At 60.1% G+C, this 26,159-nt stretch carries 21 protein-coding genes and 3 pseudogenes; 15 read left to right on the forward strand and 9 right to left on the reverse strand.

Features of this window, described 5'->3' with window-relative positions:
* Positions 1-253: 253 nt before the first annotated feature.
* Positions 254-2,566, forward strand: a complete 2,313-nt coding sequence (locus KTN04_RS09870) for an EAL domain-containing protein (protein WP_217335064.1) — start codon at positions 254-256, stop codon at positions 2,564-2,566.
* 11 nt (positions 2,567-2,577) lie between these two features.
* On the opposite strand, the gene KTN04_RS09875 is transcribed toward KTN04_RS09870, so the two are convergent.
* Positions 2,578-2,928, reverse strand: coding sequence for an ethanolamine utilization protein EutQ (locus tag KTN04_RS09875; protein WP_217335065.1), 351 nt, complete (start codon positions 2,926-2,928; stop codon positions 2,578-2,580).
* Positions 2,929-2,952: 24 nt separating this feature from the next.
* Positions 2,953-4,269 (reverse strand): NAD(P)/FAD-dependent oxidoreductase, encoded by a 1,317-nt coding sequence (locus KTN04_RS09880; RefSeq protein WP_254262483.1) that lies wholly within the window; start codon positions 4,267-4,269, stop codon positions 2,953-2,955.
* Between the two features lie 140 nt (positions 4,270-4,409).
* Here KTN04_RS09880 and KTN04_RS09885 point away from each other — a divergent pair, with 140 nt between their 5' ends.
* Positions 4,410-5,384: a LysR family transcriptional regulator gene (locus KTN04_RS09885; protein ID WP_217335066.1), complete on the forward strand. Its 975-nt coding sequence runs from the start codon at positions 4,410-4,412 to the stop codon at positions 5,382-5,384.
* Positions 5,385-5,390: 6 nt separating this feature from the next.
* Here the strand turns inward: KTN04_RS09885 and gcvA are convergent, their stop codons facing one another.
* Entirely contained in the window at positions 5,391-6,314 is a 924-nt protein-coding gene (gene gcvA / locus KTN04_RS09890) for a transcriptional regulator GcvA (RefSeq protein ID WP_217335067.1), read from the reverse strand.
* Between the two features lie 136 nt (positions 6,315-6,450).
* Positions 6,451-8,151, reverse strand: coding sequence for a BCCT family transporter (locus KTN04_RS09895; protein WP_217335068.1), 1,701 nt, complete (start codon positions 8,149-8,151; stop codon positions 6,451-6,453).
* A gap of 415 nt (positions 8,152-8,566) precedes the next feature.
* Between KTN04_RS09895 and KTN04_RS09900 the strand changes: the two genes are divergently transcribed.
* From KTN04_RS09900 to KTN04_RS09915, 5 genes and pseudogenes are all read left to right on the forward strand, one after another.
* On the forward strand, positions 8,567-9,751 hold the full coding sequence (locus tag KTN04_RS09900) for an aromatic ring-hydroxylating oxygenase subunit alpha (protein WP_217335069.1): 1,185 nt from the start codon (positions 8,567-8,569) through the stop codon (positions 9,749-9,751).
* A gap of 62 nt (positions 9,752-9,813) precedes the next feature.
* Positions 9,814-11,256, forward strand: a complete 1,443-nt coding sequence (locus KTN04_RS09905; RefSeq protein WP_217335070.1) for an aldehyde dehydrogenase family protein — start codon at positions 9,814-9,816, stop codon at positions 11,254-11,256.
* A 91-nt stretch (positions 11,257-11,347) separates the two neighbouring features.
* A pseudogene (locus KTN04_RS16875) lies at positions 11,348-11,509 on the forward strand (rubredoxin); the annotation flags it as partial.
* On the forward strand, positions 11,501-12,712 hold the full coding sequence (locus tag KTN04_RS09910) for an FAD-dependent oxidoreductase (protein ID WP_254262490.1): 1,212 nt from the start codon (positions 11,501-11,503) through the stop codon (positions 12,710-12,712). The pseudogene KTN04_RS16875 and the gene KTN04_RS09910, both read left to right, overlap by 9 nt.
* A 164-nt stretch (positions 12,713-12,876) precedes the next feature.
* Positions 12,877-13,944: an AraC family transcriptional regulator gene (locus tag KTN04_RS09915; RefSeq protein ID WP_217335072.1), complete on the forward strand. Its 1,068-nt coding sequence runs from the start codon at positions 12,877-12,879 to the stop codon at positions 13,942-13,944.
* Here the strand turns inward: KTN04_RS09915 and KTN04_RS09920 are convergent, their stop codons facing one another.
* Positions 13,945-15,387 carry an aldehyde dehydrogenase family protein gene (locus tag KTN04_RS09920; RefSeq protein WP_217335073.1) on the reverse strand — a complete coding sequence of 481 codons (1,443 nt, stop codon included), beginning with the start codon at positions 15,385-15,387 and terminating at the stop codon, positions 13,945-13,947. It lies immediately after the preceding gene.
* A gap of 86 nt (positions 15,388-15,473) precedes the next feature.
* Positions 15,474-15,578, reverse strand: a pseudogene (locus tag KTN04_RS16880) (IS5/IS1182 family transposase); the annotation flags it as partial.
* 178 nt (positions 15,579-15,756) lie between these two features.
* On the opposite strand from KTN04_RS16880, the gene KTN04_RS09925 reads away from it, so the two are divergent.
* From KTN04_RS09925 to KTN04_RS09950, 6 genes are all read left to right on the forward strand, one after another.
* Complete coding sequence (locus KTN04_RS09925; protein WP_217335074.1) at positions 15,757-16,686, forward strand: STM4015 family protein; 930 nt, start codon at positions 15,757-15,759, stop codon at positions 16,684-16,686.
* Positions 16,687-16,757: 71 nt separating this feature from the next.
* Positions 16,758-17,735: a hypothetical protein gene (locus tag KTN04_RS09930; protein WP_217335075.1), complete on the forward strand. Its 978-nt coding sequence runs from the start codon at positions 16,758-16,760 to the stop codon at positions 17,733-17,735.
* Positions 17,736-17,743: 8 nt separating this feature from the next.
* Positions 17,744-18,934: an STM4014 family protein gene (locus KTN04_RS09935; protein WP_217335076.1), complete on the forward strand. Its 1,191-nt coding sequence runs from the start codon at positions 17,744-17,746 to the stop codon at positions 18,932-18,934.
* Complete coding sequence (locus tag KTN04_RS09940; RefSeq protein ID WP_217335077.1) at positions 18,927-19,745, forward strand: STM4013/SEN3800 family hydrolase; 819 nt, start codon at positions 18,927-18,929, stop codon at positions 19,743-19,745. Before KTN04_RS09935 ends, KTN04_RS09940 begins: the two co-directional genes overlap by 8 nt.
* Entirely contained in the window at positions 19,742-21,112 is a 1,371-nt protein-coding gene (locus KTN04_RS09945; RefSeq protein WP_217335078.1) for an STM4012 family radical SAM protein, read from the forward strand. Before KTN04_RS09940 ends, KTN04_RS09945 begins: the two co-directional genes overlap by 4 nt.
* Positions 21,109-21,972, forward strand: coding sequence for an STM4011 family radical SAM protein (locus tag KTN04_RS09950; RefSeq protein WP_217335079.1), 864 nt, complete (start codon positions 21,109-21,111; stop codon positions 21,970-21,972). Before KTN04_RS09945 ends, KTN04_RS09950 begins: the two co-directional genes overlap by 4 nt.
* Positions 21,973-22,013: 41 nt before the next feature.
* Here KTN04_RS09950 and KTN04_RS09955 read toward each other — a convergent pair whose 3' ends face one another.
* A complete protein-coding gene (locus KTN04_RS09955) occupies positions 22,014-23,285 on the reverse strand; it encodes a GGDEF domain-containing response regulator (protein WP_217335080.1) in 1,272 nt (423 codons plus the stop codon).
* Between the two features lie 418 nt (positions 23,286-23,703).
* Here KTN04_RS09955 and KTN04_RS09960 point away from each other — a divergent pair, with 418 nt between their 5' ends.
* Positions 23,704-24,039: a hypothetical protein gene (locus KTN04_RS09960; RefSeq protein ID WP_217335081.1), complete on the forward strand. Its 336-nt coding sequence runs from the start codon at positions 23,704-23,706 to the stop codon at positions 24,037-24,039.
* 43 nt (positions 24,040-24,082) lie between these two features.
* Positions 24,083-24,733, forward strand: a complete 651-nt coding sequence (locus KTN04_RS09965; RefSeq protein ID WP_217335082.1) for a tRNA-dependent cyclodipeptide synthase — start codon at positions 24,083-24,085, stop codon at positions 24,731-24,733.
* Between the two features lie 22 nt (positions 24,734-24,755).
* Here KTN04_RS09965 and KTN04_RS09970 read toward each other — a convergent pair whose 3' ends face one another.
* Both KTN04_RS09970 and KTN04_RS09975 read right to left on the reverse strand, forming a co-directional pair.
* Positions 24,756-25,472: a YebC/PmpR family DNA-binding transcriptional regulator gene (locus KTN04_RS09970; RefSeq protein WP_217335083.1), complete on the reverse strand. Its 717-nt coding sequence runs from the start codon at positions 25,470-25,472 to the stop codon at positions 24,756-24,758.
* Between the two features lie 70 nt (positions 25,473-25,542).
* A pseudogene (locus tag KTN04_RS09975) lies at positions 25,543-26,159 on the reverse strand (IS3 family transposase); the annotation flags it as partial.

Below are 26,159 nucleotides of genomic sequence, written 5' to 3' on the forward strand. Positions count from 1 at the left end.
GCCGGACCAGGGTCGATACGTTGCTGAAACAAAGTGCGCAAATAGACTGCCATCAATCCCCGACAATATGTTGAAATGAATAGCGTCAGATCAAACAGCTGTATCAGCTCGCATATCTGACCGGAAACACGCATCATGCCTGACCAATGTCATGATGACACCTCGGACGACACTCGCGTGTTCAGGCATAATGAAACATCTATTTGATTCGCTCCAGCTCAAGACTCGGCTGTGAAGGCAGGAGGCTAAGAACTTGAAATTCCCCCAGTTCAAGTATTCAGACCATTCATCCAAACAAACCGTTTTGACAAGCATTCTGTTTCTGGGACTGACCTCCTGGGCCATTTTCTGGTTTTATACCCATGCCATGTTCGCCACAACCGAGCAGCCGCTGAAAGCCCAGGTCCGTGAGCAAGTGCTGTACCGCTTTGACAATACACTGAACCAGATTAACCAACGCACCCGAAAACTAGAGCAGCACGCCAGCCTGTTGGCCAGCCTCTGGCTCGACAACCCGCCTGAGGTCGCCCTTTCACGCTGGCAGGATGCGCTGGGCCAAACCCTCGGCTGGTCGGAAGGTCTGGCAGGCGGCTCCATTCATGCACGCTGGAACGAACGCCAGGTCACGTACTCGCTCCATGGCACTGACGGGCAGGTTCAGCGTCGCACAGATGAGCTGCCACCTGTTTGGCTGCAGCAGATGCCCGACCACCTGCTGCAAAACAGCGGCAAGGATCAGTTCTGGTGGAGCCCGATGCACGCGCACGCGGACACCGACGAACAAGTCATCACGCTGGCTAAGCCCCTGCTGACCGCTGAAGGACGTGTTGTCGGCCTGCTGACACTGGACTGGCGCGTACAGACATTGCTGGCACAAGCAGGTGATGCGGAAGCGACAGACGGCAGCCTGGTCTGGCTGACCGACGCACTGGACCGCCTTCAGACACCGACGTACTTTGATGAGCGCCGGGACTATGCCCGTGCGCTGGTTCAACGTGCACAGCAGCAACTGCCCCGACGGGTTTTCGTGACCGACTTCGAGCATCAGCCGCTGGATTACCCGGAACACCCGGCTGAACTCTTTGTCGCCCCTCTGGACAATGGCTTGAGCCTGACGCTGGCCGTGCCTATGGCCGACCTGAACGCCCCGCTGACCAACCTTAAAGCCGACTATCGCAGCAACCTGATTACATTAGGGCTGGCAATCGCCCTGCTGACCCTGCTGGGCCTGAGCCAGCTGGTCCCGGCCCTGCGCGGCCTACGCGTTTCCAGCCTGGACAGCCTGACCGGCCTGCCCAACCGCTCCCGGCTACTGCAGGACCTGGAGCGAGACAGCTCGGTCAGCCTGGTACTGGTCAACCTGGACCGCTTTCGCGAAGTGAACGGCCTGTTTGGCGATGACTGCGGTGACCTGATCCTGAAAGAAGTCACATTGCGCATGCAGTCCTTTCTGTCCAGCGACGAAAACAGGGGTGGGCGCCTGTACCGCGTCCAGGGTGACGAGTTTGCCATTGCTCTGCCTCGGCGCCGCCCGGAAATGGTCCAGGCGCAGCTGGAGCAGATCCTCAATTTCATTCGCCAGACGCCTATCCACTGGCAAAACCACGAGATCGGTCTGAGCGCCACCGTCAGTGCCGCCGTGCCCTGGCACGAGGTGCCCCGCGAGCACAGCCTGTATATCCATGCTCGTGAAGCGATGCGTGAAGCGCGTGAAAAAGGCCTGCATTGCCGTGTTTATGACGGCTCCGAACCATTGGAGCAGTCATTCGAATACAATCAGAAGTGGGCGGGGAAACTCCGCGATGCACTTGATTCCGAAGGGCTCGTGGCCTGGTTTCAGCCAATCCTGAACAATACCACCGGCCGCATCGACAAGTATGAGTGCTTGGTGCGGATGCTGGGCGATAATGGCGAAATCATCAGCCCGGGGAAATTCCTTGATGTGGCCGGCAAACTGCGCCTGGACGGGCATATTACGCGCGTTATGGTCGACAAGTGCATGACGCGCTTTGCCGACTCGCCGCTGCAGTTCTCGATCAACCTGTCCTACACCGACCTGCAGAGCGAAGAGCTGACCCATTTCATTCTGCAGCGCCTGGACGAAACCGGCGTCGGCCCGCGTGTCATTTTCGAGCTGCTGGAGTCCGCCAGCATCGAGAACTATGACCAGGTACGCGCATTCGTGAATGAAGTGAAAAAGCGCGGCTGCCGCATCGCCATCGATGATTTCGGCACCGGGTATTCCAACTTCGAGCACCTGCTGCAGCTGCAGGTCGATATCATCAAGATCGACGGCAGCCTGATCCGCAACCTCGACAAGGATGCCAATTCGCGCCGCGTCACACGGGGTATCGTGGGCCTGGCCCGAAGCATGAAGATCGAAACAGTGGCGGAGTTCGTTCACTCCCGGGAAGTGCAGATGGAAGTGCTGCGGCTGGGCATCAGCTTCTCCCAGGGGGAGCTGATCAGCATGCCGCAACCGGAGCCGACCGTCGAAGTATCCAGCGAGCTGACACGCCTGTCCTACTCCGGTCGCAGTCGGGCCCGTACATTGGAGCAGGCCTGACCGACACGGCCTCAAGCGAGGCCGTGAATCTCTTTCCAGTTGCCCGGGTAGACCGCATAGAAGATACGCGCCTGGTCCCCCTCATACTTCAGCTCGGTGCCTTCGGGCACCCAGATGATATCCCCTGCTTCGCCTTCCAGTACGCCATCGTTTGTGACCAGACGAAACACGCCGTCAATGACATAGATAACCTCGTCATACAGCACCGTCCAGCTGATGGAGCAGGCATCGAAATGCGCCACACCAGCCCCCAGAGTGGCACTCACATCCGTGCTGACGGCACGGGCAACACCGGCATCCCCCGGCGGACCGCCGCGGTGCATATAGGTCAGACTGGAACCTTTGATCAATTTTGCAGACATATATTTTTCCTTGAACCGTGATAATCAAACTTCTGATCGGCTTTTGAAACGTTCATAGGCCAGGCGCAGCGGCACGCCGATGCGCAACAGCGGGCGCGGCGGCAGACGAGACGGGTTGCCAGACACCTGCTGCATGTCGCGCAGCAGATCAGTTTTCAGGCCCGCGGCCATATCAGCCAGCATCATGCCGGAGATGGTGCCGCGTGCCGCACCCACGCTCTGGTCACAGCAGGACGCGAAGATATTCTGTTCCAGCTCGCCGAAATAGGTTTCGAAATTGGCTGACAGACCGCTGGCCCCGCCCCAGGTATACTCGAAGGCGACATCGTTGAGCTGCGGGTAACGCTGGTCAAAGGCCTCGCGATGGCGTGCCGCGATTGTTGGGATCAGCTCCTGAGGCGTGTTGTAATCATGGGCATAACGGTAGGAGTTGCGCACGATCAGGCGGCGATCCTGCGTCATACGCAAGGTAGTGCCGCCATGGTCCGCCGGGGTGATGCCCCAGTCCAGGCGTCCGCCATAACGCTGCATTTGTTCATCGTTCAGCGGTGCGGTCATGCTGGCAAAGGTCATGATCGGCAAAATACGGTCTCGCATGAACCCCAGCTCGGCGGTGAAGATGTTGGTGCCCAGAATCAGCTGGCGACACTGAATGCGTGCCTTTCCGGTGCGGACTTCAAAGCCTTGGCTCGTACGGGTGATTGCCTGCACGGCTGTACGCTCGGCCACCTGCACGTTCTTCGGCATGTTGTCCGCCAGGCCCCGCATCAGGGCGGCCGGCTGCATCAGTGCCCCGCCGGGTGTATGAATGGCCGCCGAGTAGAAATCAGTTCCGAAAACATCGCGCATCTCGGCCTTGCTCAGGCAATGGTAGGTTTCACCGCCCTTGTTCAACAGGGACTCGTAATGTGCCAGATGCTGCTCGCCACGCGGGCCCACGGCAGCCTGGTACTTGCCGGCATGGGACCAATGACAATTAATGCCGTAACGCTCGATCTGAGTTTCCAGGTACTCGACAGCCACACGGTTGAGCCGTACGATTTTCTGTTTCAGGGTTTCATCGTGGCTCTCCAGGTCCCGCTTGTGCGGCTGGTCGATAACAAAACCCGAGTTGCGCCCGGATGCGCCCTGCCCTACCTTGATGGCATCAATCAGCAGCACCTGTGCGTCAGGTCGGTTTTCGGCCATGCGCCGGGCGGCGGCGCAGCCGACAAAACCGGCACCAATTACCAACACATCGACATGGGTGTCCGTGGTAATCTCTGGAAAGTCGGAAACGGAATCAAGCTGTTCATACCAGCCACAACGTCTGTCATACCGGGGAAGAATCATTATTGTCATACTCGGCTTCAGTTGTATGGAATGCCTACACCTTCAAGGGCGGTGTTGCTGATATGCATTATTCCACTAAAGATTAGATTTTCTACGATATAAAGCTCAATTAACTTAATCTAAGCATAAACATAAGAATAACTTATATTATGAGCCCTACTTCTTTGATCGACACACATGCCTTGGCCTGCTTTGTCACCATCGCCGAGGCCGATTCGCTGACCGATGCGGCCGGGCGCCTGAACGTGACCCAGTCCGCGGTTTCGCAGACACTGAAACAGCTTGAAACCCTGTTGGGTACGCCTCTGGTCGTGCGGCGTACCCGTCCGCTGCGGCTGACCGCCGCCGGGCTGGTGCTGAAACAACAGGCCGACACCATCATCGGCGACCTGCGCCGACTGACCCACAGCGTCCGTGACGCCGCCGATCAGGGGCTGACCCAATGCCGTCTGGGGCTGGTGACCTCCTGCTCGGAGGTCTTCGGCAGCCGCCTGATCGCACGCCTGGACAACCGCATCGAACAGCTGACCCTGCGCAGCGGGCTGACGCCGGCCATGATCCAGTCGTTTCTGAACCGGGAAGTGGATATCGTGGTGTCCAACGACCCGCTGGACGATATTGAAGGGCTGGAGCGCCATTGCCTGTTCCGCGACCCGCTGCTGCTGGCCGTGCCGGCCGATTGGCCGCTGGACACGCAACGCTCACCGCGCGAAATGGTGGCCGAGCTGGCCGGCCGGCACCCGCTGATCCGCTATGGTCGCAACACACACATCGGCGCCATGACGGAAGTGGCTCTGCGGCGCATGGGCATACTGACCCAAGTGCGCTACGAAACCGATGACACCCATACCCTGATGAACTTTGTCCGCGATGGTCACAGCTGGGGCATCATCAGTGCGCTCTGCTTGGCACAGGCGAGCCCGCTGGATGCCCGTATCCGCATCCAGCCACTGGATGACAATCGCCATGCACGCCAGCTGCACCTGCTGGCACGCGCGGAGGAACTGGGCAACATTCCCGCAGAAATCGCGCACCATGTCCGGGAGTTGATGAGCGGATCGGTGCTTCAGGATCTGCAGCAGTCCGCTCCCTGGCTGCGTGAGGATACCCTGGCGCTGGACTAGCGCCGCTCAGTCGGCCGCGCGCTGCTCGATCTGTTCGGCGGTCACCAACTCCAGCAGCCAGGCCCGAAACTCGTCGACACCAGGCTTGCGCCTGAGGGTGATCTCGGGCTCCAGCATGTAAAAGCAGGCTTCGGTGTTCAGTTCTACCGGCACCGGCCGCACCAGCAGACCGCTGTCGAGGTAATGGCAGACCAACTGCTCCCAGCCCAGCGCCACGCCCTGACCGTTCAATGCCGCCTGAATCAGCATGGGGTAGTTGTTGAGGTTGAGGCGCCGTTTGGGCGGTGCCGGCTTGATCGCCATCTGTTGGAACCACTCGGTCCAGCCCAGCCAATCCTTGCTCGAGTCCAGCCACAGCAGGGTCGTCGCAAAAATATCCTCCGGCTGTGCCAGTGCCTGTTTTTCCAGAAACAGCGGACTGCAGACCGGAAACACCCGCTCACTAAACAAAGGCGTTGCCACCATGCCGGCCGGCGGCTTGCGGTAGTAAAACAGCGCCACGTCGTATTCGGAGGGACGCACGCCCTTGAGGGTGTCATTGGCAAAGATGCGCACATCGATATCCGGGTGTCGGTCCTGAAAGTCCGCCAGCCGGGGCAACAGCCAGAGTGACGCCATGGCGTTGGAGGTCACCACCGTGATCTGCTTGTTATCCTGCCACTCCAGCACCTCACCGGTCGCATTGGCCAGCAGCTGCAACGACTGTTGCACGCTGAAGAAGTATTCTTCGCCAGTCTGGGTCAGGGACAGACTACGCTTGTCACGCACAAACAGGGAGCGTCCCAGATAATCCTCCAGCAGGCGAATTTGTCGGCTGATGGCCCCCTGAGTCACATTCAACTCCATGGCGGCCTGAGTAAAACTCAAATACCGCGCAGCGGATTCAAACGCCACCAGGCTGTTCAGGGGTGGAAGGGGTTTTATCTTCATCGGCAAACCTCGCACGATGGTTGGATCGTTATTATAGAAAAAGACGGAAAAGGGCCCGATCAACGGGCCCTGAGCAAGGCGGGGACATGCATTATAAGGCGGGCCGGTACCCGTGTTATACAGACGGCCAAAAAAATCAGCGCTCGCCGCTGGCCTGCAGCAGTACCGGAGCCGGTTCCAGAACGCCTTCACGTCCGACCGCCGCCTCCGGTGCGTCGTCCATTGCAGGAGCCGGCGCCCGCTTGCCCGGCAAAGGGTGCAGTGCCGCCGTTTCCAGACGCAGGGCCTTATACAGGCTGACCGACATCAGCAGGGTCAGCACCGCAATGGGCAGACCGGCAATGATCGACGCCGTCTGCACTGCCTTCAGGCCACCGGCATACAACAGGCCTCCGGCAATGAACGCCTGCATCACACCCCAGACCACGCGCAGCGCCATGGGGGGTTCAGGACTGCCGCGGGAGTTGAGGGTACAAAGCACCAATGTGCCCGAGTCTGCCGAAGTAATGAAATAGGTCGCCAGCAACGCCACCACCATCAGGCTCAACAGCTGCCCCAAGAAGCCGTCATCGATCTTCTCGAACAGGGTGAACACCGCCGAGGTGGTCTCGGCCTTTGTCGCCAGCAGTATATCACCGCCTTTGAACTCCGCCGCTTCGCCCACCAGCACTCCAGACTCCACCTGTGCCTGGTGTGCCACGCGGTCGTTCTGCTCCATTTTCAACGCCGAACCGCCAAACACGGACATCCAGATGAACGTGACCACCGTGGGCACGATCAGTGCCCCCATGATCAGTTCACGGATGGTACGGCCACGGGAGATACGAGCGATGAACATGCCCACGAACGGCGACCAGGTCATCCACCAGGGCCAGTAGAAGGCGGTCCACCAGTTCTGCCAGCCGCTGTCGCCCTGGGCATCGCTCCAGGTGCTCAGACCAACGATATTATTGAGGTAGTCACCGGTCCCTTCGATCAGCGTATTGAGAATGTAACGGGTCGGGCCAATGGCCAGCACCACCAGCACCAGCAGGATCGACAGCAGCATGTTCCACTCGGACAGCAGTCGAATGCCACGGCCGACACCGGAGAGCACGGACAGAATCGCCAGAAAGCTGATCAGGCCGATCATGATCAACTGATTGCCCACGCTGATATCGATGCCCAGCACGTTGTTGAGGCCGGAATTCATCTGCACCACGCCCAAGCCCAGCGACTGGGATACGCCAAAGGCGGTAATGGCCACGGTGAGAATATCAACGGTGTGGCCGATGGGGCCGTAGATGCGATCTCCGATCAGCGGATAGAGCACCGAACGCATGGTCAGCGGCAGCCCCTTGCGATAGGCGAAATACGCCATGGTCAGTGCCACGATGATGAAAATGGCCCAGGGATGCAGGCCCCAGTGGAAGAAGGTAATGCGCATGGCGGTGTGGGCCGCCTCGTCGGTCAGGCCGGCCGCCACGAAGGGGTTGCCGGCGTAGTGCCACATGGGTTCGGCCACCGACCAGAAGATCAGGCCAATGCCCATGCCGCCGCTGAACAGCATCGCCAGCCAGGAGCGGTAACTGAATTCAGGGGTTTCATCGTCCCGCCCAAGGCGGATATGGCCATAGCGGCTGAGCATCAGCCAGACCAGAAGACAGAGTACTCCACTGACCACAAGCAGGTAGAACCACTTGAAGTTGGTGAGCACCATATCGGACACCTGCTGGAAGAAAGCGCCCGCTTCCTTCGCCATCAGGCCACAGAAGATCACGAATCCGATCACCAGGATTTTGGAAATCACCGTGACCGTTGGATCGATGCCCCGCACGAGGCCGGAGTCGTGTTTCATTGGGTCGTCTCCATCTAATTATTATTGTCAGCTCGCCGGCAACCCACCCCGGGTGACCCGCCGGAGAACAGACCACCCGGTTTTTTCGGGGGCCACCGGGCGTCTCTGCCATCTGGGCAGTGAGCGCCATCCTGCGGAAAAGCTTGACCTGTATCAAACCAAATTTCCGAATAGGTTAATGAGCTTTGGTAATGGATTGACTGAGCCGCGGTGTCGTTTCGCACTCGCAGCATAGAGCGTCTGGCAGAGTCATGAGTTTTTGTAATGGCTCAGCGGCGCAAAAATCGTTTGTGGAGATTTTGCGTCTGTCACTAATATCCGCCCAACAACAGCCGGCAATTGCTTGAGCCCTGTCAATGAAACCGGCCTTTAACAACAACACCCATGCCTGACTGGCGGAATGTGGAGAGACACCATGACAATAAAATCTCACATCATCCCGATGGAAACCCTCGACGACGTACGCAAGCCCCTGGCCGAAGCGGCCGGCATGCCCAATGCGGTGTACACCGATGACGCCCTGTTCGAACGGGAGCGCGACGAAGTGCTGGGCAAGACCTGGGCCGCCCTCGGCTTTACCAGCGACCTGCCGACCAACGGTTTCGCCAAGCCGGTTGATTTCATGGGTTTGCCGCTGGCAATCATGCGCAACCGCGATGGCGAGTACAAAGTATTCCACAACGTCTGCAGCCACCGTGGCATGATCCTGCTGACCGAAGAGACCGAAGTGGAAGGTATGGTGCGCTGCCCGTACCACTCCTGGACCTACGACCTGAACGGCAATCTGAAAGGCACCCCGCACATCGGCGGCGTGGGCGTTCACAAGGCAGAAGGCTTCGCCTGCGAGAAGCACGGTCTGCGCGAAGTGCGCTCCCATGTCTGGGCCGGCATGGTGTTCATCAACCTGTCCGGCGATGCCCAGCCGTTCGAAACGCACATCGAGCCGCTCATCCAGCGCTGGAGCGAGTTCTGTGGCAAGGATGGCTGGGATAACCTGCACATTGCGCCCACAGGAAGCCAGATGCAGCTGGAAGTGAAGTGCAACTGGAAACTGGCGATCGAGAACTATTGCGAAGCCTACCACCTGCCCTGGGTCCACCCGAGCCTGAATACCTACTCGCCGCTGGATCAGCACTACAACCTGATCGTCAACGACGACATGTCCGGTCAGGGCAGCTACAACTACAACCTGTCCGATGTCGCCGGTACTCGCCTGCCGCGTTTCCCGAGCTGGCCGGAAGACCGTCTGCGTCACGCGGAATACGTCTCCCTGTACCCCAACGTGATGTTGGGCATGCAGGCCGATCACTTCTTCGCCATCATTCTGGAACCGCGCAAGAAGGACGTGACTGTCGAAAACCTGCGCCTGTTCTACGTCGGTGAAGAAGCCTGCGGTGACGAATACGCCGCCTGCCGCCACTCCCAGCTGGAAGCCTGGAAAGTGGTCTTCGGTGAAGACATCTTTGCCGTGGAAGGCATGCAGGCCGGTCGCCAGTCGCCGGGCTTCACCGGTGGTGTGTTCTCGCCGGTGCTGGATGGCCCGACCCACCACTTCCACACCTGGGTCGCCAACAAGTACGCCGCCATCAATAACGACTGATCCATGACGGGACCGATCTGGCTGCGCGCCGGGTCGGCCACTGACGGACGAAGGACAGAATCATGCTGAACAACGAAAATCATTGGCTCAACTTCATCGGCGGTGAATGGCGCGACAGTGCAACCCGCATCGAAGTTCGCGACCCCTCTACCGATACCGTTTTCGCCACCATCGCCAGCGCCACGCTGGACGATGCCGAAGCCGCCATTCAAGCCGCTCGCAAGTGCGTCAAAGCGGGCACACTCACGCGTCAGCGCCCGGCCCGTCGTGCCGAACTGATGTATCGCATCGGCCAGGAGATCCGCAAGCTGGTCGAGGAAGGCGCTGTACTGGCCTCCCGCGAGAACGGCAAATCCGTGAATGACGCCCGTGACGAGTTCGAAGAAGCCGCGCGCTACTTCGAGTACTACGCCGGTATGACCGACAAGATTGAAGGCAAGTCGATCCCGCTGGGTGAAGACTATGTCGACTTCACCACTTACGAGCCTCAGGGCATCTCGGTACAGATCGTGCCGTGGAACTTCCCAGTGTCCATCTGCGCACGCTCACTGGCCCCGGCTCTGGCCGCCGGCAACGCCGTGATCGTCAAGTCACCGGAGATTTCGCCGCTGGCAATCACCCTGCTGGCCACCGCTTGCGAACGCGCCGGCCTGCCGAAGGGCGCGCTGAGCGTGCTGGCCGGTCCCGGCCGCAAGATCGGCGCCGCCCTGGTCTCCCACAAGGAGACCAACCAGATCGTGTTCACCGGCTCGGTGCCGACCGGTCGCTCCATCATGCGTGATGCCGCCGAAAACTCGGTGCCCTGCATTATGGAACTGGGTGGCAAGTCTGCCGCCGTCGCGTTTCCGGACGCCGATCTGGATCAGCTGATCAGCAGCGTGCGCTGGGGCATCTTCTTCAACGCAGGCCAGGTCTGCTCCGCCATGTCTCGCCTGCTGGTACACCGTGACATCTATGACGAAGTCGTGGGTCGTGTCGCCGAACTGGCGACCGGTCTGAGCATCGGTGCCGGCAAGGACAACCCGGACCTGACCCCGGTGGTGTCCATGCAGCAGCGTGACGGCATTCTCAAGATCTGCGATGAGGCCATCGAAGACGGTGCCCGCCTGGTCTGTGGTGGCGGTGCCGTTGAAGGCCTGCCCGGTGCGTTCGTACAGCCGACCGTATTCGCGGACGTGACCACCGACATGCGCCTGTTCACCGAAGAGGTGTTCGGCCCGGTGATCGCCATCACGCCGTTCGATACCGAAGAGGAAGCCTTCGAACTGGCCAACGCCACCGACTACGGTCTGGTGGCCGGCGTGTTCACCCAGGACATCAGCCGCGCCATGCGCGCCTCTCAGGCGCTGGATGCGGGCCAGGTGTTCGTCAACGAATGGTTTGCCGGCGGTATCGAAACGCCGTTCGGTGGCAACCGCCTTTCCGGCTACGGCCGCGAGAAAGGTCAGGAAGCCCTGTACAGCTATGTTCGCACCAAAAACGTCGCCATCCGCGTCGCTCGCTAAGCGCACGGGCGTTCAGACGCGTTAACTGCAATAGAAAAAAGGGTGTCGTCACGGCGGCGCCCCTCCCTAATAAGAAAAGGTGGGCCCAATCATGAAAAAGTGGTTATGTGTCGTTTGCGGACTGATTTATGACGAAGCCAAGGGTTGGCCAGCTGACGGAATCGCGCCGGGTACCCGCTGGGAAGATGTCCCTGAAGACTGGAAATGCCCCGACTGTCTGGTCGGCAAGGCCGATTTCGAAATGATGGAGATCCGCCAGGACCTGAAAGTCGAGGTTCCGGTGATCAACATTGCAGCCCAGCAGCCGCCGATCGTCATCATCGGCACCGGTTACGCCGGCTACGGCCTGGCAGAAGCCCTGCGCCAGCGCGATGCCCAGACCCCGATCATCATGTTTACCGCAGACGACGGTCACAACTATTCCAAACCGGGCCTGTCCACCGCCCTCACCCGCGACAAGGCCGCTGCCGAGCTGGTGACGGAAACCCCTCTGGCGATCGAAGCCCGACTCAATATCCGCATCCATACCCGTTGTCCGGTGTATGCCATCGATGCGAAGGACAAAACCCTGTCCACCGCGTCCGGTGAACTGGTTTACAGCAAACTGGTACTGGCTCAGGGCGCCGCCCCGATCCGCCTGCCACTGAGTGGCGATGGCACTGAAGACGTGATCAGCGTGAACGATCTGCAGGACTACCGTCTCTTCCGCGACCGTCTACAGGGCCGCAAGCGTGTCAGCATCATTGGCAACGGCCTGATCGGCTGCGAATTCGCAAACGACCTGGTCAATGCCGGTATCGAAGTGGACGTCATTGGCCTGTCCGCCTGGTCGATGGATCGCCTGATCCCGCAGGCCGTGGGCGAACAGCTGCAAAGCCGACTGGAAGACAAGGGCGTGCGCTGGCACCTGAGCACCACCGTTGCCTCGGTTGAGCGCGACGCTGAAGGCTACCGCCTGACGCTGGAAAACGGCGAGCAGATCGAAACCGATCTGGTGCTCTCCGCCGTCGGCCTCAAGGCCCGCATCGAACTGGCCGCCGCCGCCGGTGCCGAGGTGAATCGCGGCATCAAGATCAACGGAGGCCTGAGAACCAGCCTGCCGGACGTCTTCGCCATTGGCGACTGTGCCGAGATCAATGGCCAGCTGCTGCCCTACCTGGCCCCGATCAACGCCGCCCTGCCGGCACTGGCCGATGGCCTGCTAGGTCGCCCGACCATGGCGCATTACCCGCTGATGCCGGTAATCGTTAAAACCCCCGCCTGCCCGCTGACGCTGCAGGCACCCGCCGCTGATCTGGAGGGTGATTGGCAGATCGAACAGACCGATCGCGGCACCCGAGCCCTGTTTATCGATGCCCAGCAACAGCTGCAGGGTTTTGTCCTCACCGATGAACTGGGCAGTGAGCGCCAGTATTGGCTGGAGCGCGTGGGCTACCCGCTGGAGCAGGTTGCCTGATCCTGACCTCTTTCTCTTCCCCGATGCATGAAAGCGTTGTTGTTTGCCAGTCAACCGAAAGGTTGGCTGGCGTTTTTACATCTGTACCCTGCCCCAGTTACACCGCCCCGGGATCAACCCTGATTTCAATTGTCTTTTCATGCCACCTTTCCTAAGATGAGGCCATGACCTCAACGTCCTTCGCACCCGCCCCTCAGGTTCGTGCCCGCGCACTGACGGGTTTTGATGAACTGGTAATTCGCTATGGCGGAGATCCCGACGACCTGCTGCAAAAAGCGGGTATCCGACCCGAGTTAATGAACGAACCCGATGCACCGCTTGAACACGCGCGGGTCGTGCAGCTGTTCGAACAGGCAGCCGAATGCTTACGGATGGCTGATTTTGGCCTGCAACTGGCCGATATCCAGGGCATTGATGTACTGGGCCCCGTAGCGGCAATGGCACGCAGTGAGCCGACGGTAGGCGAGGCACTGGATACAGTACACCGCCACATGGCCTATATCAGCAGCAGCGCCGAGATGGTCGTAGATCACGATGCCCGCCCCGGACAGGCTGCCATCCTTTTTGCGCTCAACCTGCCTGGCGAGATTCGACACCGGCAAAAATCGGAGCTCAGCTATGCCATCGCCCTGCGCTTACTGAAGTTGCTGGCCCCCGGCTGGGATACCAAAGACTGGGAGCTTCATTTCAGCCATGACCATGGCTTGCCCGCCAATGAGTACCCGCAGCGCTTTGGCTGCCGGGTCGTACTGGGACAGGCAACAGAGGGGTTGTATTTCCCGCGGACACTGCTGGATCAGACCATCGATTCAGCTGATCCAAGCCTGGCCAGGCAGATAGAAAAATACGTCAGTCATATCGTGCGCCGTTACCCACTGGACCTGAGCATGCAGGTTCACGCGCTGCTGGAGCAGCAGCTGGTATCTGGCAAATGCACGCTGCCGAACATTGCACAGCAGCTGATGATGTCACCACGCAGCCTGCAGCGGCGACTGAAACAGCAGGAAACCACCTTTGACGAGATTGCCGACGGACTGCGCCGCCAGCGTGCCGAAAATCTGTTGTGCCATTCCGACCAGACACTGGAGTCGGTCTGCAGCCTGATCGGCTATACCGAAGCCAGCACCTTCAACCGAGCCTGTCGGCGCTGGTTCGGCCAAACCCCACTGGCGTTCAGGAAAGCCTTCCGAAACACCAGCGGGAATACGGCCGCCTCAGCAGCGATGCAGTGATCAGTCCAGCAGTCCGCCGGTCGCCTGCTTGAGGAACTCGCGCGTAACTTCGCCGTGCGGTGACATGATCAGGTCCAGATTGTTGTCCCTGGCCACCTCCACGCAACCGCGCGGGTTGGAGAACTCACGGAAACCCTCCACACCGTGGTGACGACCCATGCCGCTCTTGCCAACACCGCCAAAGCCCATGCTTTCCTGCGCCCCCTGCAGGCCCGCTGCATTGACACAGAAACCACCAGACGAGGTATTCAGACGCAGCTTGTCCACCAGCTCCTGCTGGTCGGAGAAAACGTAGACACCCTGCGGACGATCACCGGACTGGATCGAACCGATTACCTGGTCGAAGTCGGTGTAGGTATAAATCGGCAGAATCGGCCCGAATACCTCGTTGCGGTCCAGCAATGAGCCCTGCTCCGGGTTGATGACCAGCGTCAGCGGCATGCGCGAAGGCGTGCTGTCATCACCTCGCTGCGCCGCGCTGCCCACCTCGATAATCGCAGTATCACGCTGACGGGCATCATCCAGGTAGCTGCCCAGACGGTCGAATTGACGAGTATTGATCACCGAACAGATCTGCGGTGCCTGAGTGTAATCACCTACCGTATTCTCGACGAAATCCTTGATCAGGTTCACGAAGCGGTCAACAGAGCCGGCCGGTACGTAGCTGTGATCGACATTGATACACACCTGACCATTCTTGGTCATCTTCATGCCCATCATGGCGCGGATGTTCTCCGGCGTCAGCGCCTCTTCGGTGAAGACAGTCGGGTTCTTGCCACCCAGCTCCAGCGTGACCGGCACCAGGTTCTTGGCGGCATTCATCATGACTTCACGGCCGATGGCTGTGCTGCCGGTGTACAGCAGGTGATCCCAATGCAGCGTGCTGAAATGTTTGGCCAGATCGATACCACCATTGACCACCGCCACACGGTCGCGATCGAAGGTAGCACCGATGATCTCTGCCAGCACTTCACCCACCGCCGGGGTCTGCTCGGACGGCTTGATGATCGCGCGGTTGCCGGCGGCCAGCATTTCACACAGCGGCCCTACAGTCAGCTCAACCGGGAAGTTCCACGCCGGCATGTTGCCGATCACGCCCTTGGGCTGATACTCGATATAGGCCTTGGAACTGCCATAGATATGCGGCTCCATCTCGCGATACTCGCGTGCGGTCCAGGTCTCCAGCATGCTGGCGGCGTACTGAGCACGCCCCGCTACGCTGACCACGTCATGGGCGTAGGTCATCATCTCAGGATGGTAGCCATAATCACTGTTCAGTGCCTCGGCCAGACGCTTGGCATTGGCCAGCACCATGCCCGGAATCGCCTGCAACAGCTCACGGCGCTCATCCAGCGTCGGATGCGGGGCTTTGAGGTAGGCAGCCTTCTGCTGCTGGAATACGTCTTCGAGTTGCGCAATGGCGGCGTGATCAGCGTGTGTCATCTCAACCTCACAATTGTTATTGGCGTTTTGACGTCGGATAGAGACCGAGCCATGAGTGCATTATTCACGCCGCCACTGCTTGCGTATTGTCTTTTGGCGCCACGGTAACCCGCATCAGCAAAGGTGAATGCTTCTTTACCGGGCAGTCGCTGATCGGCCTGATTGAGATCGTGCTCGTTTGCGGCAGTTGTGCTGAAACGTCAAGGGCCTCCAGGCACAGGACAAACAGACATGGCAGCCCCTTGCCCACCCGGCTCGGGCAACCCTTTTCCAGCGTCAGTGATGGTGCTAATGTGACCCTCCCCCAAGCGGCTCGCCACCGGAGTGGCTTACCGTCGCATATATCTATCATCCTCAGGGAGTTGTGTGATGAATCAGCAGGAGTCCTACACCTTTGCCGGCAAACCCGTGGTCACCTGGACAGTGGGCAACCCGCTACCTGACCCCGCGACGACTGCCGTGCGCCTGTCCGTCAACGAGTACGACGATGATGACCCCGAATTTGCCGACTACTTCAAGGCCTTCCTGCAGCAGCCTGGCGTGGAGCAGGTCGACGCACTGCTGATCGGCAACTGGGGCGAAGCGTTCGAGGAATCGATTCAGGCAGCATTGGATACCTTGATTGCCGCCAAGGACCGTCTGTCCAACGTCAAGCACCTGGCCCTGGCCGACATGGACTCGGAAGAGTGTGAAGTATCCTGGATTCAGCAGGACAACATCGGTCCCCTGTACGCGGCCTACCCGCAGCTGCACACCCTGAGCATCAAGGGATCCGCAAATCTGCGCCTGAGCGACATCACGCTGCCCGAGCTGCGTAGCCTCACGCTGATCAATGGCGGTCTCAACGCCGAGGTTCTGGCGGAAGTGGCCAATGCTCAGTGTCCGAAGCTGCAGCACCTGGAACTCTGGCTGGGTGACGACAACTACGGCTGTGATATCGAACGCGAACACCTCCAGGCACTGCTGCAGGCACTGCCCCGCTTCCCTGAACTGAGCTACCTCGGCCTGCGCAACTACTACAAGGCCAACCAGCTAGCCAAACTGCTGCCCGAAGTCTCGCTGCCGGAACGCATTACCACGCTGGACCTGTCCAAGGGCACCCTTTCGGACGAAGGCGCCGAGGCCCTGCTAAGCATGTCGGATCGACTGGGCAAACTGGATACCCTGGACCTGCACCACCATTACCTCAGCGACGCAATGATGACACGCCTGCAGCAGCTGGCCTGCCGCGTCGAGCTGAGCGAGCAGGAAGAGCCGGACGCCTACGACGGCGACCGCTACGTATTTCTGGCGGAGTAACCCCGCCGACCGTACGGGAGGAGGCTCATGGCAGCCAGCCCCCGTCCTTGCCCCCACAATGGAGTTGTATCATGAGCATCAAGGAAGACTACTCGTTCGCCGGCAAGCCGGTCGTCACCTGGCAAGTCGGCCACCCGTTACCCGACCCGGCCACCAGCGCCATCCGTCTGTCAGTCGGCGGCGCCGGCAACCATCCCGATTTTGCCACCTATTTTCAGGCCTTTTTGCAGTTACCCGGTTTGGAAAAGGTCGACACCCTTTTGATCGGTAACTGGGGCGCCGCCTACGAAAACAGCATTCGGCAAGCGCTGGACCCATTCGTGGCCGCCGCCGAGTGCTTTCCAGCGCTGCGGCACCTGCACCTGGCCGACATTCCCTATACCGAAAGTGAAGTGTCCTGGATCCACCTGGGTGATATATCCGATCTGTTTCCGGCGTTTCAGGGCCTGCAAACCCTGCTGATCAAAGGCTCTGCCGGACTGGTCATGGAGAATATTCGCCTGCCGCAGCTGGAGACGCTGGACATTGTCTCCGCTGGCTTGCCCGCTCGCATCACACAACAGATTGCCGCGGCCGAGCTGCCGAAACTGCGCCATCTGGAGTTATGGCTGGGGTCTTACGGCCACGGCTGCAACCTCACACCCGATGATCTTGACCAGCTGCTGGATGCCCTGCCCCGTTTCCCGGCACTGAGCCACTTGGCACTGTGCAACTATGAACTGGCCAACCAGCTGGCACAGCAACTGGCTGAACATCCACCACTGCCCGATAGCATCACCCATCTGGATCTATCCAAGGGAACACTGGCCGACCACGGTGCACAGGCCTTGCTGACCCAGGCCGAACGGCTCAATCGGCTGGAGCGGCTTGATCTGCACCATCACTACCTGTCCGACGAGATGATGGCCACCCTGTCCGAGCAACTCAGCTGCCGCCTGAATCTGAACGACCAGGAAGAAGCCGACTACGAATTCGATGAAGACGATCCGCTGGAAGACGATGAAGACCCAGAAGACTATACCTACCGGTTCATTTTTCTCTCTGAATAAACGCGACAATGCCCAACCAGCCCCCCACAAGGCCTGACCAGACGGCCAACAGGCCGCTTTGGTTATTGCTGGCCGATGCCAGCGACCCGCGCACCGGCCATTTTGCCCGTGCCCTGAACCGGCAGCAGCCCGATGCGACCCTGAGGGTACATGACTGGCGCGAAGCCTCCCTGCCCGCCGACCTGCTGAGCCACCAGGGCCCGGTGCACGTGCGGGTGGAATCGGCCAGCCATAATCTGGACGCCGTGCGCCATCTGGTGGCGCTGGGCGAGCCCGAATCCCTGCAGCAGGGCTTTGCCGCCGTCCCAAGGGTCACTCTGGAACAGCTGTCTCAGGGCGCCTACCTGCCCGCCGCCGGGTTCTACTTCGGCATGCAACAGCGGTTGCAACAGTGGCAGCAGCAACTGCTGCACAGTGGCGTCGACCACCACTGGATGAACAGCCCGGCGCACGTGCTGGCCGTGTCCGACAAGCACACCTGCCACCACAACCTGCATCAGGCGGGCATCGCCGTGCCCAACGCCCGTTACGATATCCGCCACCCCGACCAGCTGTGGACACTGCTGGAGCAGCCTGGCTGGCGCCGAGTATTCATCAAGCCACGCTTCGGCGCCGGCGGCTCCGGCATTATGGCCCTGACACGGCATGGCCCGAACCAGTTGCACGCCCTGACCACGCTGGAATACGACAACGGCCGCTGGTTCAACAGCTTGAGGCCGCGCCTGTTCAAGGGCCAGGCACAGATTGCTCCACTGATCGAACTGCTGGCCGAATCCGGCCTGATCGTGGAGCAGTGGATTCCCAAGTTGAAACACCGGCAGCGCGAATGCGACAGCCGCCTGCTGGTCATCGACGGCCGGATCGCGCTGGGCGTGCTGCGCAGCAGCCGCAGCCCCATCACCAATCTGCACCTGCTCAACCAGCGCCACCCGCTCGAAGAGCTGTGGCCCTTGCTGCCCGAGTCGGCGGTGCGGGCACTCGAGGCCGACATGGCCAGGCTGGCCCAGCTTTACCCGCACAGCACCCAACTGGCCGTGGATGTTGCCTTTCACCAGTACCAGCGCAGCCACCGGGTACTGGAGATCAACGCCTTCGGCGACTTCCTGCAGCGGGTGACCGCACAGGGATACAACAGCTATGAACTGCAGCTGCGGCACTACCTGAACACCCTTGCCTCAAGGACCACACACCATGATTGATGCCCGACACTTGATCGAGCAGCGCACCAGCATCCTCTGGCTGACCTTCGATACGCTGCGTTACGACGTGGCCAGCCAGGCCATGCAGCAAGGCCGCACGCCGTTTCTGCAGCAACTGCTGCCGGGCGGTCAGTGGCAGAAGCGCCATACCCCGGCCACCTTCACCTATGCTGCCCACCACGCCTTCTTTTCCGGCTACCTGCCGACCCCGATCCCGAAACCGGCGGATTACCAGCGCCTGTTTGCCTGCGAGTTTGCCGGCTCCAGCACCACCGGAGACCGCACCTGGCAGTGTCAAGCCGCCACCCTGCCACAAGGCCTGGCCGAACTGGGCTACCACACCCTGTGCATCGGCGGCGTGGGCTTTTTCAATCGACAGAACCCCCTTGGCCGGGTGCTGCCCGGCCTGTTTAAGGAGCAGCACTGGTCGGTCGAGACCGGCGTCACCGAATACCACTCGACCCGCAACCAGGTCGCCATCGCCCGCGACGCCCTGCAGCGCCTGTCCGCCGACACCCCCAGCCTGGTATTCATCAACCTGTCGGCCATGCACCAGCCCAACTGCATGTACAGTCCGGGCGTGAACGAGGATTCCACCGCCACTCAGCTGGAAGCGCTGGCCTACGTGGACGGTGAACTGGCGCCCCTGATCGACGCCATGCACCGGCGTGGCGACACCCTGTGCCTGTTCAGCAGCGACCATGGCACCGCCTACGGCGACGAGGGCGTCACCGGCCATGGCGTGGCCCACCCCTGCATCTGGGAAGTGCCCTATGCCGAATTCGTCTTGCCAGGGGCTTCACAGGAATGACCACCTCCACCACCGCCCTCATGACGGGCACCCGAGCGTCGGTCGACCAGCAACTACAGCAGCTGCTGCAGCAGCAGGATGACTACCTCAATTACGTCTACGCCTACCCGCACAAAACCGCCTACCGCACGCTGGCGCCGGCCATCGACCTGCAAAAGGCCTGGGCCGACGAGGTCAAGCAGCAGCTGTTTCTGTACGTGCACGTACCCTTTTGCGAAATGCGCTGCGGCTACTGCAACCTGTTCACTCTCAGTCGCCCACCCGAGGCACTGGTCGAGCAGTACCTCACCACCCTTGAACGCCAGGCCCGCATCAGCGCCGAGTGGCTGGGCGAGGCCCGTTTCGAACAGCTGGCCTTCGGTGGCGGCACGCCCACGTTTCTGAGCGCCGACCAGCTGCAGCGGGTGTTTACCATCCTGCGCCGGGAACTGGGCTGGCAGGGCCGACACGCCTCGGTTGAGGTCTCGCCGGCCACCGCCACCGACGAGCGACTCGCCGTACTCAAGGAACAGCAGGTCAGCCGCATCAGCATCGGCATCGAAAGCTTCGTCAGCCAGGATCTCAAGGCACTGGGGCGGCCCCAGCAGGCCAGTACCGTGGAGCAGGCGCTGGCACGCATTCGCCGCCACGACTTCCCGGTGCTGAACATCGATCTGATCTACGGCAACCATCAGCAATCGCCCGATGACTGGCAGGCCACGCTGGAAACCGCCGTCGCCTATCAGCCGGAAGAGATCTTCATCTACCCGCTGTACGTGCGCCCGCTGACCGGGCTGGGCAAGCGTGCCCGCCGCCACAACGCGATCACCAGCGACCGTCATCAGGCCTACCGCCAGGCCCGCGACTACCTGCTGGCGCAGGGCTACCGGCAGCTGTCGATGCGCCAGTTCGTGAAACCCGCCACCGATACACCGCAAGCGGCCTACCGCTGCCAGGAAGACGGCATGATCGGCCTCGGCCCCGGCGCACGTTCCTACACCTCCCGGCTGCACTACTCCGGGCACTATGCAGTGGAACAGCGCCAGATACAGGGCCTGATCGAAGATTATGTGGCAAGCAGTGATCAGGACTTCCGCCAGGCCCATTACGGCTTTGCACTGAATGCAGACGAACAGCGGCGGCGCTTTGTGCTGCTGGGCATCCTGCAGTGCGAAGGCCTGGCACGCGCGCACTACCGGCAGCGCTTTGGCAGCGAGGTGCTGGAAGACTTTCCGCAGCTGATGCTGCTGCAGCAGCAGGGTTGGCTCGACATCGATGCGCAACGTCTGCGCCCCACGGCCGGCGGTATCGAGCAGGCCGACCTGATCGGCCATTGGCTGTTCAGCGACGCGGTAAAGCAGCGCATGCAGGGCTGGGACTGGACATGAGCCCCGAGGCACCGCACAGCCCGCTGAGCATCCTCTACCGGGGGCGGCTCAGCAGCTGCAACTACGACTGTCACTACTGCCCCTTCGGCAAGCAGCGTGACAGCCGCGAAACCCTGGCCCGGGACGAAGCCGACCTGCAGCGCCTGGTTGACTGGGCCGAGCAACAGCAACGTCCGCTGCAGATCATGTTCACCCCCTGGGGCGAAGCGCTGATTCATCTGTCTTACCAGCGGGCCATCGTCCGGCTGTGTGCCATGCCCCAGGTGCACAAGGTGGTGATCCAGACCAACCTGTCGAGCCCGGCCCGCCAACTGCAGGCACTGGCGCACCCCAAGCTGGCGCTCTGGTGCAGCTATCACCCGCATGAAGTCAGCCTGGAGCGTTTCGTACAACGCTGCCACAGCCTGCAGGCAGCGGGCATCCGCTTCAGTGTTGGCAGCGTCGGCAACCCGGAGGACATCGCCGCGCTGGAAGCCCTGCGCCGCGCCCTGCCGGACAGCGTGTACCTGTGGGTCAACATCAACCGCGATGAACAGCACACCCTCACCCCCGCGCACTGGCAACGCCTGCGTACCATTGACCCGCTGGTGGACCACAACAGCAAGATTTACTCCAGCCTGGGCCGTCCCTGCCATACCGGTGACAGCGTGATCAGCGTGGATGGCGATGGCAACGTCACCCGCTGCCATTTCGTCAAGCAGTCACTGGGCAACCTCTACGACGGCAGCTTTCAGCCCAGCCGGCAGCCCTGCCCCAACCAGGGCTGTGACTGCCACATCGGCTATGTACACATGCCGGAGCTGAAACTGTACGAGGTGTTTGCTGGCGGCGTGCTGGAACGGATACCGGCCGGGCAGTGAGGCGCACGGCCGGGTAAGCTATCGAGGCGCGTAACCGGGGCTCAGGCGCATGAAACGGCCCGGGTGGCCCCGGTCTGTTCGATCCGGTTGCGCCCCTGCTCCTTGGCTGTATACAGCCGCATGTCGGCCTGCTTCAGCAGCTCATCCAGGCTGCCCGCCGAGCGTTCGACGAGCCCGGCACTGAAGGTAAAACTCAGGCTGCCGGCCGGCGTGTCGACACAACCGGCTTCGGTCTGCTCTCGCACGGCTTCCAGCAGCCGGGCCGCGCGATCCACCGGCAGCCCGGGGAACAGAATGCAGAACTCTTCGCCTCCCATCCGTGCCACCACAAAACGCGCAAACGCGCGACGCAGCGATTGGGCAAAGGCGATCAGCACCAGATCTCCCGCATCATGGCCGTAGTTGTCATTGATGTGCTTGAAATGATCGATATCCAGCATGGCCAGACTCAGCGCCGATTCAGGGGCGTCGGCCTTGGTGATCAGCTTGCGCGCCTGTTCCATGAAATAACGCCGGTTATGCAGGCCGGTCAGCGGGTCGGTATAGGCCAAGCGGTGCAACTCGCGGGTACGCTCCATCGAAGCAACCGCATGCATGATGCGGCAGAAAAACTCCTCATGGGAAAACGGCTTGTAGAGGAAGTCATCCGCCCCGTTCTTGATGAACTTGCCGGACAGATACTTATCGTCGGCGGACGACAGGCCGATAATCACCAGATCGACTTTTTCATGCTTGTTCCGCAACGCGTGAATCAGCTGAAAACCGTCCATCACGGGCATGTTGTAGTCCGTCAACAGAATGTCGATGCTATCATCGGCCAGCACTGCTTCCAGCGCCTGCTTACCGTTTTCGGCCTCGACGATCTGAAACCGGTGCCGACGCAGCAGGTCGGCCACAAACCAGCGGGTCACGGCGGAATCCTCGGCCACCAGCACCTTGATATCCCGGTTGCGATGCAGCCGATTTACCAGGTTCACGGCATACTTATAACTGTACAGCCCTTCCTTCTGCACATAATCGACAATCCCCTGACGCAACAACGCATCACGCCGCTCATCCCCCATTCGGCCGGTCAGCACGATGGTGGGAATCTGCTGTTCCAGCAGGTAATCGACCATTTCGCCATCCGGTGCATCCGGCAGGTTCAGATCGACGATACAGGCAAACCAGTCATCGCGTTTTGCCAACTCAAGCCGTGCCTCTTCGGCGCTCATTGTAAAAACAACATCAAACGCACTGAGCGTCTGGCGGGCAATGTACCGAAGTACCTTGATAACAACCTGAGAATCTTCAACGATCAATACAGCAGACACAGACGAGCTCCAGCGCGGGACAACAGACTTTAGTCTACCATGCATGCCCTTGGGAGCTGACCGGACATGACTCAAAACCGGAACATAAAAGTGGTTTTTTGCTGTATGACAGACCGTTTCCGTTAGCGCCATCGGCCATCTGCAGAAGTAACATGCGCACATCGACCATGCGTTTTATATCACCCCGCCCCTTGGCACGGTCGTTCAGCTCGGCGCTGCATTTCGAACCCTGCTACCGCGTCGCGACTGAACCTACTCCCCCACATTTACTGACAAATTCGTAATGTAGCGGCAATCAGTCTGACCGTGTGCCTGCGGCATAGTAGGCCGCGTTTTCACAGCACATTACACATATGGCCTCATAACAAAATCTATAGCCATTCATCACCATTAATCGACTTAACCGAGGCTTTTAAACATGTTCAAAAACATTTCCAAGACCATTGCACGTACCGCCCTGGTGGCGTCCTTCGGCATGCTGTCCATGACCGCAGCCCAGGCCGCCGAAGCAGCGCCGGAAGTCGGCCATATCAGCTGGAACTGGTGGCAGGCTGCGGCTGCGCCGCACGACAGCGGCAGCACACCGGTTACCCTGGCCGCTCACAACGCCGAAATTGGTCATATCGGCTGGAGCTGGTGGGGCCACAACGGCCAGCCCAGCGACAACGCTCAGGCCGATGTGCACCTGTCTGAACTGACGCCAGAAAACGGCCATGTGGACTGGCAGTGGTGGAACGACAAGACCGCCGGCTGAAACGGAAAAAGGGGGGCTCTTCTCGGGTACCTGATGCTCATCGATGACCGCCACGCCTGCTCGCGGTAGAGTGGGCCTGCGTATTCCCCTGACCCGACCCGGTGACATCCGTCTGGAGCCTGCCAACATGAGTACCCATATTCCCGCTGTCGTCTTCACGCTCGACCGCAACAGTCCCTATACCGATGAGCTCTATGGCGGTGCGCTGTATGCACTGCTGGACAAGGCATCCCGTCATCAGCAGGATCATGATTTCAGGTGCTACAGCTTCAGACATGAGGCGCACATCCAGGCGCTGCTCGCGCTGTGCGCGGCAGAGCACCTGCATGGACTGGACTTCATCGGGCAGGCGCTGGCCGTTATGGACGATCATCAGCTGGAGACCGCTCACGCATCCCTGCAGCGCATCATCAGGCTGATCGAAACGGCACTGGAACAAAGTGACCTGGCCCGATTGCGCCCGCTGACCGATGCCTGCGGCTTTCAGCCCCATGCAGCACTCTCCCCCCGCGTTGTCAGACACGCCTTCGAACAGGTCGGCAACCTGCGCGATGTCTGCCCGCTCAACACCGGAGGCGATGCCGCCGAAAACGTACTTGCCGCGCTGTTCGACTACATCCGCTCACTCCATGACGTGGTCGACAACTGCATTCGTGAGCAGCGCGTGCTGGTCTACTTTCATCACCCGGCTTGAGGCCGGCCTGTGATCAGCCCCTTCAGATCTCGACGTTGTGGTACACCTGCTGTACATCGTCCAGATCGTTCAGCATCGTCAGAAACTTATCGAACAGTGCCACATCGTCGCCACTGAGAGTGGTGTAGCTCTGCGGGATGAACTGGATCTCATCGACATCAAAATCGATTTCACCGAAGCGTTCGATCAGGGCGGTTTTGGCCTTGAAGTATTCGGTGTTGGGGGCAAAAACGGAAATTTTGCCGTCTTCGTTTTCGATATCAGTGACGTCAACATCCCCTTCCATCAGCGCTTCAAGCACGGCTTCTTCATCATCGCCGGCAAAGACGAAGATGGCGCAGTGATCGAACATATGGCTGACGCTGCCCTGAGTACCGATCTTGCACTTGGTTTTGGTGAACGCCTGACGCACGTCGCCGAAGGTACGGTTGGGGTTATCGGTCAGACATTCGATGATCGCCATGCTGCCACCGGGGCCGTAACCTTCGTAACGCGCGGGAGAGTAGTCTTCGCCGCCACCACCCTTGGCCTTGTCAAGCGCCTTGTCGATCACGTGACCTGGCACCTGATCCTTTTTGGCACGATCGATCAGGCCGCGCAGCGCCAGGTTGCCATCGGGGTCAACGCCGCCCGACTTGGCCGTAACATAGATTTCGCGCCCGTAACGGCTATAGAGCTTGGCCTTCATGTCCGAGGTTTTGGCCATTGACTCTTTGCGGTTCTGATACGCTCTGCCCATGGGGTGATTACTCCGATAGTGATCTTAAAGGTGGCGATTTTACTGCGATACGCGCGGGCTGGTGTAGTGGTCAACCATTCCCGGACAGTAAATTAAGCTTTTCCTCTGCCACAGCCGGTGGCTGTCCCTGATTGTATTGGTGTGGCCGTTGCCAGTTGTATCGCTCCATCAAGTAGAAGCTGATATCCCGCTGGGCTTTACTGGCTGAAATATATCCTGCCGCCGGCATCCATTCGGACTTGTAACTGCGGAACAGTCGTTCCATTGGGGCGTTATCCCAGCAGTTACCCCTTCGGCTCATGCTCTGCTGAATCCGGTAGCGCCACAGACGTTGCCGGAAGGTTCGGCTGGCATATTGGCTTCCCTGGTCCGAATGAAACATCAGTCCAGCAGGTTTGCCACGCTGCTCGTATGCCATCTCCAAGGCTTTAACGACCAGTGCGCTATCCGGGCGGTCCGAGAGCGACCAGCCAACGACTCGACGTGTAAACAGATCAAGCACAACAGCCAGGTAATACCAGCGGTTTTGCGCCCAGATATAGGTGATATCGCCACACCACTTGATTGGGGGCTTGCACCTCAAACTCCCGGCTAAGGCAGTTGGGAATATCTGGCCGCTCTACCGTAGCCTGTTTGTACTTGTGCGGTCCCGGCTGCTTGCAGGTCAGATTCAGATCACGCATCAGA

It is taken from the genome of Marinobacterium weihaiense, from assembly GCF_019061305.1.
GTDB lineage: Bacteria > Pseudomonadota > Gammaproteobacteria > Pseudomonadales > Balneatricaceae > Marinobacterium > Marinobacterium weihaiense.

Excerpts from the sequence above, each read along its gene's own strand:
- KTN04_RS09875 (WP_217335065.1), bottom strand. The coding sequence starts at position 2,928 with ATGTCTGCAAAATTGATCAAAGGTTCCAGTCTGACCTATATGCACCGC.
- KTN04_RS09880 (WP_254262483.1), bottom strand. The coding sequence starts at position 4,269 with ATGACAATAATGATTCTTCCCCGGTATGACAGACGTTGTGGCTGGTAT.
- KTN04_RS09885 (WP_217335066.1), top strand. The coding sequence starts at position 4,410 with ATGAGCCCTACTTCTTTGATCGACACACATGCCTTGGCCTGCTTTGTC.
- gcvA (WP_217335067.1), bottom strand. The coding sequence starts at position 6,314 with ATGAAGATAAAACCCCTTCCACCCCTGAACAGCCTGGTGGCGTTTGAA.
- KTN04_RS09895 (WP_217335068.1), bottom strand. The coding sequence starts at position 8,151 with ATGAAACACGACTCCGGCCTCGTGCGGGGCATCGATCCAACGGTCACG.
- KTN04_RS09900 (WP_217335069.1), top strand. The coding sequence starts at position 8,567 with ATGACAATAAAATCTCACATCATCCCGATGGAAACCCTCGACGACGTA.
- KTN04_RS09905 (WP_217335070.1), top strand. The coding sequence starts at position 9,814 with ATGCTGAACAACGAAAATCATTGGCTCAACTTCATCGGCGGTGAATGG.
- KTN04_RS09910 (WP_254262490.1), top strand. The coding sequence starts at position 11,501 with ATGGAGATCCGCCAGGACCTGAAAGTCGAGGTTCCGGTGATCAACATT.
- KTN04_RS09915 (WP_217335072.1), top strand. The coding sequence starts at position 12,877 with ATGACCTCAACGTCCTTCGCACCCGCCCCTCAGGTTCGTGCCCGCGCA.
- KTN04_RS09920 (WP_217335073.1), bottom strand. The coding sequence starts at position 15,387 with ATGACACACGCTGATCACGCCGCCATTGCGCAACTCGAAGACGTATTC.
- KTN04_RS09925 (WP_217335074.1), top strand. The coding sequence starts at position 15,757 with ATGAATCAGCAGGAGTCCTACACCTTTGCCGGCAAACCCGTGGTCACC.
- KTN04_RS09930 (WP_217335075.1), top strand. The coding sequence starts at position 16,758 with ATGAGCATCAAGGAAGACTACTCGTTCGCCGGCAAGCCGGTCGTCACC.
- KTN04_RS09935 (WP_217335076.1), top strand. The coding sequence starts at position 17,744 with ATGCCCAACCAGCCCCCCACAAGGCCTGACCAGACGGCCAACAGGCCG.
- KTN04_RS09940 (WP_217335077.1), top strand. The coding sequence starts at position 18,927 with ATGATTGATGCCCGACACTTGATCGAGCAGCGCACCAGCATCCTCTGG.
- KTN04_RS09945 (WP_217335078.1), top strand. The coding sequence starts at position 19,742 with ATGACCACCTCCACCACCGCCCTCATGACGGGCACCCGAGCGTCGGTC.
- KTN04_RS09950 (WP_217335079.1), top strand. The coding sequence starts at position 21,109 with ATGAGCCCCGAGGCACCGCACAGCCCGCTGAGCATCCTCTACCGGGGG.
- KTN04_RS09960 (WP_217335081.1), top strand. The coding sequence starts at position 23,704 with ATGTTCAAAAACATTTCCAAGACCATTGCACGTACCGCCCTGGTGGCG.
- KTN04_RS09965 (WP_217335082.1), top strand. The coding sequence starts at position 24,083 with ATGACCGCCACGCCTGCTCGCGGTAGAGTGGGCCTGCGTATTCCCCTG.
- KTN04_RS09970 (WP_217335083.1), bottom strand. The coding sequence starts at position 25,472 with ATGGGCAGAGCGTATCAGAACCGCAAAGAGTCAATGGCCAAAACCTCG.